The 8,069-nt window shown below is 67.4% G+C and carries 8 protein-coding genes; 7 read left to right on the top strand and 1 reads right to left on the bottom strand.

Annotation, left to right across the window (positions count from 1 at the left end):
• The coding region (locus SGR02S_RS18025) for a universal stress protein (RefSeq protein WP_067113297.1) at positions 1-453 on the bottom strand (453 nt) is incomplete at its 3' end.
• Positions 454-612: 159 nt separating this feature from the next.
• On the opposite strand from SGR02S_RS18025, the gene SGR02S_RS18020 reads away from it, so the two are divergent.
• The 7 genes from SGR02S_RS18020 (at position 613) to SGR02S_RS17990 (ending at position 7,865) form a co-directional block, all read left to right on the top strand.
• Entirely contained in the window at positions 613-1,929 is a 1,317-nt protein-coding gene (locus SGR02S_RS18020; RefSeq protein WP_067113294.1) for a pyruvate dehydrogenase complex dihydrolipoamide acetyltransferase, read from the top strand.
• Between the two features lies 1 nt (position 1,930).
• Positions 1,931-3,346: a dihydrolipoyl dehydrogenase gene (gene lpdA / locus SGR02S_RS18015; protein WP_067113291.1), complete on the top strand. Its 1,416-nt coding sequence runs from the start codon at positions 1,931-1,933 to the stop codon at positions 3,344-3,346.
• A gap of 54 nt (positions 3,347-3,400) precedes the next feature.
• Complete coding sequence (locus SGR02S_RS18010) at positions 3,401-4,066, top strand: hypothetical protein (RefSeq protein ID WP_067113288.1); 666 nt, start codon at positions 3,401-3,403, stop codon at positions 4,064-4,066.
• Between the two features lie 43 nt (positions 4,067-4,109).
• Positions 4,110-4,712 carry a phosphatase PAP2 family protein gene (locus SGR02S_RS18005; protein WP_067113285.1) on the top strand — a complete coding sequence of 201 codons (603 nt, stop codon included), beginning with the start codon at positions 4,110-4,112 and terminating at the stop codon, positions 4,710-4,712.
• A gap of 126 nt (positions 4,713-4,838) precedes the next feature.
• Positions 4,839-5,759, top strand: a complete 921-nt coding sequence (locus SGR02S_RS18000) for an aminotransferase class IV (protein ID WP_067113282.1) — start codon at positions 4,839-4,841, stop codon at positions 5,757-5,759.
• Entirely contained in the window at positions 5,756-6,487 is a 732-nt protein-coding gene (locus SGR02S_RS17995) for a sulfotransferase-like domain-containing protein (RefSeq protein ID WP_255211520.1), read from the top strand. Before SGR02S_RS18000 ends, SGR02S_RS17995 begins: the two co-directional genes overlap by 4 nt.
• Before the next feature lie 70 nt (positions 6,488-6,557).
• Positions 6,558-7,865, top strand: a complete 1,308-nt coding sequence (locus SGR02S_RS17990) for a Xaa-Pro dipeptidase (protein WP_082797222.1) — start codon at positions 6,558-6,560, stop codon at positions 7,863-7,865.
• The last annotated feature ends 204 nt before the right edge of the window (positions 7,866-8,069 follow it).

Here is an 8,069-nt window from a genome sequence, read left to right as displayed (position 1 = left end):
GCTCAGCGCGTCGAGCCGCGCGATGTCGATGCCGCCCGGGACCAGCATCACCGGGCAGGGCAGGGTGCCCGCATCGTGCCCGGTGAAATGGGTGACGAGCGGGCCCGGCGCGCCGCTGGCGGCGGTTGCGAGCACCAGCGCCGCGACCTCGTCGCTTTCGCCGATCACCTCGCGCACCACCTCGGCGGGCTTGCCCGATTTGATCAGGATCTGCGGCGAGATATTGGCTTCCTGCGCGATCGCGGCGGCGGCGGACGATGCCAGCGCTTCCGCCTGTTCGCGCGCCTCTGCCTCGATCGTCGCCTGCGCGCTGCCGAAGGCGAGGAAATCCTGCGGCGGCACGATGGCCAGCACCATCACCCCGCCGCCCGTCCGCGCCGCGCGCCGCGCCGCAAAGCGCAGCGCCAGCGTCGCTTCGGGGCTATCGTCGATCACCACCAGATAGGTCCGCATACCCCCGACCCCTTATGCCTTTTGCCACTGGAAGAGTGCGGCACATTCGTATGAAACGCAAGTTCCACCCGCTGGACCTTGACCCGGCGAATGCGTATGGCGAGGAGGAAAGCCGTTACGGCAGGCTTCGCCTCCCAAGTGACAGGAACCAGAACAACGATGCCCATCGAACTCAAAATGCCCGCCCTTTCGCCGACGATGGAGGAGGGGACGCTTGCCAAATGGCTGGTCAAGGAGGGCGACACGGTCCAGTCGGGCGACCTGCTCGCCGAGATCGAGACCGACAAGGCGACGATGGAATTCGAGGCGATCGACGAGGGCACGATCGCGCAGATTCTCGTTCCCGAGGGCACCGACAATGTGAAGGTCGGCACGGTGATCGCGGTGATCGCGGGCGAGGGCGAGGATGCGAGCACAGCGAAGGCCGCGCCGGCGCCTGCTGCTGCTTCTGCACCCACCCCTGAACCCGTTCGCGCTGAGCCCGTCGAAGCGCCGTCCTCCTCTTCGGCGACCGCCGCGAAAAAGGACGGTCCTTCCCCCGGACGCGATCCGGAATCAGGACAAATGGATAAGGGGGAGAGGATCAAGGCCAGCCCGCTCGCCAGGCGCATCGCCGCTGAAAAGGGCATCGACCTGTCGGCGGTCAAGGGCAGCGGCCCCGGCGGCCGCATCGTCAAGGCCGACCTCGAGGGCGCGCCCGCCACCGCCGCCGCTCCGGCGCAAGCCGCCGCGGCGACTCCGGCCCCGGCCGCTGCGCCGCAGCAGGCGGCACCGTTCGAAACCGATATCCCGCATACCGCCGACAAGCTCAGCAACATGCGCAAGACGATCGCGCGCCGCCTGATCGAGGCGAAGCAGACGATCCCGCACATCTATCTGACCGTCGATATCCAGCTCGACCGGCTGCTCAAACTGCGCGGCGAGCTCAACGCGGCGCTGGAGCCGCAGGGGGTCAAGCTCAGCGTCAACGACCTGCTCATCAAGGCGCTCGCCAAGGCGCTGGTGCAGGTGCCCAAGTGCAACGTCAGCTTCGCCGGCGATCAGCTCATCAGCTACAGCCGCGCCGACATCTCGGTCGCGGTCAGCGTCCCCGCCGGCCTCATCACCCCGATCATCGTCGGCGCCGACGAGAAATCGGTGAGCAAGATCTCGACCGAGATGAAGGAACTCGCGGGCCGCGCCAAGGAGGGCAAGCTCCAGCCCCACGAATATCAGGGCGGCACCGCGAGCATCAGCAACATGGGCATGTTCGGCATCAGCCAGTTCGATGCGGTGATCAACCCGCCGCAGGGCATGATCATGGCGATCGGCGCAGGCGAGAAACGGCCGTGGATTGTCGACGACGCGCTGGCCATCGCCACGGTGATGTCGGCGACGGGCAGCTTCGACCACCGCGCCATCGACGGCGCCGACGGCGCGCAACTGATGCAGGCGTTCAAGCAGATCGTCGAAAACCCGCTCGGACTGGTGGCGTAACATGGCTGACACCAACTACGATCTCATCGTCCTCGGTTCGGGGCCCGGCGGCTATGTCGCGGCGATCCGCGCGGCGCAGCTGGGCCTGAAGACCGCGATCGTCGAGCGCGAGAATCTCGGCGGCATCTGCCTCAACTGGGGCTGCATTCCGACCAAGGCGCTGCTGCGCTCGGCCGAAATCTATCATTATATGCAGCACGCCAAGGATTACGGCCTCGCCGCGGCGAGCATCAGCGCCGATCTCGACGCGGTGGTGAAGCGCAGCCGCGGGGTTGCGAAGCAGCTCAACCAGGGCGTCACGCACCTGATGAAGAAGAACAAGATCGCCGTCCATATGGGCGAAGGCAAGCTCACCGCGCCCGGGAAACTGGAAGTGAAGGGCGAAAAGGGCAGCGAAACCCTGACCGCGAAGCACATCATCGTCGCGACCGGCGCCCGCGCGCGCGATCTGCCCTTCGCGCCCGCCGACGGCAAGCGCATCTGGACCTATCGCCACGCGATGACGCCGGCCGAAATGCCGAAGAAGCTGCTCGTCATCGGGTCGGGCGCGATCGGGATCGAGTTCGCGAGCTTCTACAACGACATGGGCGCCGAAGTGACCGTGGTCGAGATGCTCGACCGCATCGTCCCCGTCGAGGATGCCGACGTGTCGAGCTTCCTCGAAAAATCGCTGAAGAAACAGGGCATGACGATCCTGACCGGTGCCGGGGTCGAGGAGCTGAAGGCGACCGGCAACGGCGTCTCGGCAAAGATCAAGACGAAGGACGGCAAGGTCCAGGCGGGTGATTACAGCCATGCGATCGTCGCGATCGGCATCCTGCCCAATACCGAGGGCGTCGGCCTCGACACGCTCGGCGTGAAGACCACCAAGGGGCATATCGACACCGACCCTTATTGCCGCACCAATGTGAAGGGGCTGTGGGCGATCGGCGACGTCACCGCGCCGCCGTGGCTCGCGCACAAGGCGAGCCACGAAGGCGTGATCGCGGCCGAAGCGATCGCGCAGGAACTGGGCAACAAGGATGTCCACCCGCATCCGATGGACGCGCGCAACATCCCCGGCTGTACCTACTGCCACCCGCAGATTGCGTCGGTCGGCCTGACCGAGGCGAAGGCGAAGGAAGCGGGGCACGAGGTGAAGGTCGGCAACTTCCCCTTCGTCGGCAACGGCAAGGCGATCGCATTGGGCGAGGTCGAGGGCTTCGTGAAGACGGTCTTCGACGCGAAGACGGGCGAACTGCTCGGCGCGCATATGGTCGGGGCCGAGGTGACCGAGATGATCCAGGGTTACACCGTCGGCAAGACCGCCGAACTGGTCGAGGCGGATTTCATGCACACGGTCTTCCCGCACCCGACGATCAGCGAGACGATGCACGAAGCCGTCCTCGGCGCCTGGGGCCGCGCGCTGCACATCTGAGGTCGCCGATTTCTTAAGCTTTGCACGCTATGCCGGCCGGCGAAGGGGACGGCCATGCGCACGATCAGGTTCGGGACCGGAAAGCTCGTCATCGGAACGCTGGCGGGGATCGTCCTGCCGGTGATGGGGTTGCCGATGCTGTTCGGCGGCGGTCTGCTTGCCATTCTCGGCGTCGTCCTGATCGTCGCGGGGCCGCTCGCTTCGGCGTCGAGCATCAAGCGGCTGCTCGGTGACGGCGTGGCGCTCGAATATGACGCCGCCGGGGTGCGCGTCGCGACAAGCTGGTCGTCGGAGCGCTTCCGCTGGTCGCAGGTCCGCAGCATCGGCCGCAGCCAGCTCGTCACCCGCATGTACGGCTTCATTCCGGTGAACCGGCAGAATTTCATCGACTTCAAGGTCGAAGGCGGCGTGTTCGGAACGCGCACGATCCGCCTTGCCGCATCGGTGCTCGACGTGAAGAAGCGCGACCTCGATTCGCTCGTCGGCGACCTGCAGGCGGCGCATGCCGGGCAGGTCCCCGCGGCCGCAATGGAACCGACAGCGTCCGCGAGGCCGGAGCGCGGTCGCGATCCGCTCGAAGGCGCCCCGCGCGGCGACGCGTTCGACGCCGACGCGGCGCTCGCGCGCTATCTCGCCCATCGCCCGGCGCCCCAACCCGAGGCGCCTGCCGCGACGCCCGGCCTGCGTCCCCGCCCGACGTTCGGCCGCAAGGTCGCCTGACCGCCCGCTTGCGCGGCGCTTCGCGGTCGCTTAGGCGCCGGGGATGACCGCGCGCAGTTCGCTTTTTTGGGCCGCATTGCTGGTCGCCGCCGCGCTGCTGCTCGGCTTCGCGACCGGCGCTCTGGCCCCTGTCGATGAACGCCTGTCGAAGGCATTGGCGCTGCGCGAGGGCATAGCGGCGCCCGCACTGATCGCTTTTCTGCAAGGCGTGAGCTGGTTCGGCGGCGGCGTCGCGCGCTGGGCTCTCGTCCTCATCCTGTGCCTTTCGTTCTGGCGCTGGGTGGACAGGCAGGCGGCGCTGCGGCTGTTCGGCGCGGCGCTCGTCGCCAATCTGGCGTCGAGCCTGCTGAAGACTGTCTACGGCCGGCCGCGCCCCGACCTTGTCCCGCACCTCGATCAGGTGTCGAACTGGTCCTATCCCAGCGGTCATGCGACGAGCGTTGCGGCGATCGTGATCGCGCTCGCGCTGCTCGTCCCGCCGCGCTGGCGTCCGGCGGCGGCCGGTTTCGCGGCGCTCGCGATCCTGCTGACCGCGCTGTCGCGGGTGATGCTCGGCGTGCACTGGACGAGCGATGTCGTGGGCGGCACGCTGCTCGGCGCCGGATGCGCGCTCGCGGTTGCGGGAACCGGGCGCGTCAGCCGCTGAGCAGCACGACGCCGACGACGAGGCCGAGCGAGAGAAAGGTCATGGCAAGCCCGGGCCTTCCTATCCGATTGCCGGCGCCGATCAATCACCCTCGACAGTCGCGCCGAACGGACTAACGTCGCGTGCATGGCACATGGCACCCACGACTTCGCCCCCGACCCGCGCAACGATGCGATCCTGATCAACGTCAACGGCGCGCTCGTCCCGCGCGCCGAGGCGAGCGTATCGGTGTTCGACAGCGGTTTCATGCTTGGCGACGGCGTGTGGGAAGGGATTCGCGTCCACAAGGGACGCATGGCCTTCCTCGACCAGCATCTCGACCGCTTGTGGGAAGGCGCGAAGGCGATCGCGATGGATATCGGCCTGTCGCGCGCGGAACTGGAGCGGCGGCTCTACGACACGATCGACGCCAACGGCATGGACGGCTGCCACATCCGGCTGATGGTGACGCGCGGCATCCGCTCGACGCCCTATCAGGACCCGCGCGTCGTCATCTCGCCCGCGACGATCGTCATCATCGCCGAGCACAAGGACCCGCTGCCCGCGACGGTGGAGACGGGGCTTTCGCTCTTCACCGTCCACGTCCGCCGCGGCGACCCCGCGGTGCAGGACCCCAAGCTCAATTCGCATTCGAAGCTCAACTGCATCACCGCCTGCATCCAGGCGGCGCAGGCGGGCGCCGACGAGGCGCTGATGCTCGACCCGCACGGCTTCGTCGCGACGTGCAACTCGACCCATTTCTTCATCGTCCGCAAGGGCGAGGTGTGGACGTCGAGCGGCGACTATTGCCTCGGCGGCATCACGCGCGGCAACGTCATCCGCATCTGCCGCGAAAACGGCATCCCGGTATTCGAGAAGAATTTTTCGCTCACCGACGTCCATGGCGCCGACGAGGCGTTCGTCACCGGCACCTTCGCCGGCGTCGTCCCGGCGCACACGGTCGACGGCCGCCGGCTGACCGAGGGCAGGGGCCCGATGGTCGAGCGCCTGCAGGAACTCTACAAGCAGCTGATCGAGCGCGACATCGCGGAGCGGGGGCGGCCGTGACGACCGTCCGCATCGCCATGTGGTCGGGGCCGCGCAACCTGTCGACCGCGATGATGCGCAGCTTCGGCAGCCGTGCCGACACCTTCGTCACCGACGAGCCCTTCTATGGCGCCTATCTGAAGGCGACGGGCGATCCGCAGCCGATGGCCGACGCGGTGATCGCCGACATGGATTGCGACTGGACCGGCGTCGCGCGCAGCATGACCGGGCCGTGCCCCGCCGGGAAGGCCGTCTGGTACCAGAAGCATATGGCGCATCACATGGTCGGCCCGGTCGCGCACCACGACCTGCCGGGGCTGCGCCATGCCTTCCTGATCCGCGACCCGGCGCGCGTCGTCGCGAGCTATGCCGCAAAGCGCGAGGCGGTGCGGCCCGAGCATCTCGGCACCGCGAAGCAGGTCGAATATTTCGACCGCGAGGCCGACCGGCTCGGCCATGCGCCGCCGGTCGTCGACAGCGCCGATATCCTGCGCGATCCCGCCAATATGCTCGCCCGGTTGTGCGAAGCGCTCGGCATCGCCTGGGATCCGGCGATGCTGCATTGGCAGGCGGGGCTGCGCGACACCGACGGCATCTGGGCGTCGCACTGGTACGACGCGGTCGCGGCGAGCACCGGCTTCGGCGCGCCCGACAAGCCGATGCCCGATCTCGACCCCGCGGCGCGCGCGGTCGCCGATGCGTGCCGCGCCGATTATGATTATCTGGCGCGCCACAAGATTTCGATCTGAGACCTTTTCCGCTGTCCTGCCGCGCCGCTTTTTGCCATCAGGGTCGCGGGCACCAAAAACGGGGGCGGATATGCAATCCAGTGTGAAGTTCGGCGGTTTCCTGCGCGCAATCGCCTTGGGCGCGGGCGCGGTCTTCGCCGCGAGCGCGGCGCAGGCCGATGGCGGACAGACGGTGATCACCGCCGCGCGCTATGTCGACGTGCTGACCGGCAGGACGGTCGAGCATCCCGCGATCTTCGTCGGCGCCGACGGCCGCATCGCGAACATCGCCGACGCGCGCACCGTGCGCTGGGGCAGCGACGTGAAGCAGATCGACCTCGGCGACCGCACGCTGCTGCCCGGGCTGATCGACATGCACGTCCACCTGACCTCGCTGGCAGAGGTCGGCGGCTATCAGGGACTGCGCTACACCGACAGCTTCTGGACCGTCGTCGGCGTCGCCAATGCGAGGAAGATACTCGACGCCGGCTTCACCACCGTCCGCAACCTCGGCTCGGCCGATTTCGGCGATGTCGGGCTCAAGCAGGCGATCGAGGGCGGTCATATCACCGGGCCGCGGATCATCCCCGCGGGCTGGGCGCTGGGCGCGACCGGCGGACATTGCGACAGCGGCGGGCTGCCGCCGTCGATGGACCGCAAGCAGCCGTCGATCGTCGACAGCCCCGAGGAAGCGCGCGCCAAGGTGCGCTGGCTGCACAAATATGGCGCCCGCGCGATCAAGATCTGCGCGACCGGCGGCGTCTTTTCGCTCGGCGACAGCGTCGGCGCGCAGCAACTCACCTTCGACGAGATGAAGGCGATCGCCGACGAGGCGCATATGCTGGGGCTGAAGGTCGCGGCGCACGCGCATGGCGACGACGGGATCAAGACCGCGATCCGCGCCGGAATCGACACGATCGAGCATTGCAGCCTGGCGAGCGACGAGGCGATCCGACTCGCGGTCGAGCACAAGACCTGGTTCGACATGGATATCTACAACGACGATTATATCCTCGCGACCGGCACCGCCAACGGCACCGAGCAGGAAAGCCTCGACAAGGAGAAGGCGATCGGCCTCGCGCAGCGCCAGACCTTCCAGCGCGCGGTCAAGGCAGGGGTGCGGATGATCTTCGGCACCGATGCGGGGGTCTACCCCCACGGCGACAATGGCAAGCAGTTCGCGAAGATGGTCGAATGGGGCATGACCCCGCTGCAGGCGATCCGCGCCGCGACCGTCAACGGCGCCGAGGCGCTGGGAATGACCGGCGACGTCGGCGCGATTGCGGTCGGCCGCTATGCCGACATCATCGCGGTCGACGGCGACCCGCTGGCCGACGTGACGCGGCTGGAACATGTCGCGGCGGTGGTGAAGGGCGGGGCGCTGGTAAAGAGCGAATAGACGTCGCCCGGCGAAAACAGGGAAACGTCATCCCCGCGAAAGCTAGAGTGTTTTCAAGTCAGGTGGAAACACCTGACGACTCGGAAAACACGGTAAAACAAGAATCTAGAGTGCCGGTTTTGATTCCATCAAAGCCGAACGCGCTCTAGACTCTGATGACTTTGGATTGCCCCACTCCGTCATTGCGACCCCGGACCTGATCGG

Origin of the sequence: Sphingopyxis granuli NBRC 100800, from assembly GCF_001591045.1 — a bacterium.
Taxonomy (GTDB): Bacteria; Pseudomonadota; Alphaproteobacteria; order Sphingomonadales; family Sphingomonadaceae; genus Sphingopyxis; species Sphingopyxis granuli.
Note: the sequence above shows the minus strand (reverse complement) of the source record. Positions and strands in the feature narration are given on the sequence as shown.

Excerpts from the sequence above, each read along its gene's own strand:
- SGR02S_RS18020 (WP_067113294.1), top strand. The coding sequence starts at position 613 with ATGCCCATCGAACTCAAAATGCCCGCCCTTTCGCCGACGATGGAGGAG.
- lpdA (WP_067113291.1), top strand. The coding sequence starts at position 1,931 with ATGGCTGACACCAACTACGATCTCATCGTCCTCGGTTCGGGGCCCGGC.
- SGR02S_RS18010 (WP_067113288.1), top strand. The coding sequence starts at position 3,401 with ATGCGCACGATCAGGTTCGGGACCGGAAAGCTCGTCATCGGAACGCTG.
- SGR02S_RS18005 (WP_067113285.1), top strand. The coding sequence starts at position 4,110 with ATGACCGCGCGCAGTTCGCTTTTTTGGGCCGCATTGCTGGTCGCCGCC.
- SGR02S_RS18000 (WP_067113282.1), top strand. The coding sequence starts at position 4,839 with ATGGCACATGGCACCCACGACTTCGCCCCCGACCCGCGCAACGATGCG.
- SGR02S_RS17990 (WP_082797222.1), top strand. The coding sequence starts at position 6,558 with ATGCAATCCAGTGTGAAGTTCGGCGGTTTCCTGCGCGCAATCGCCTTG.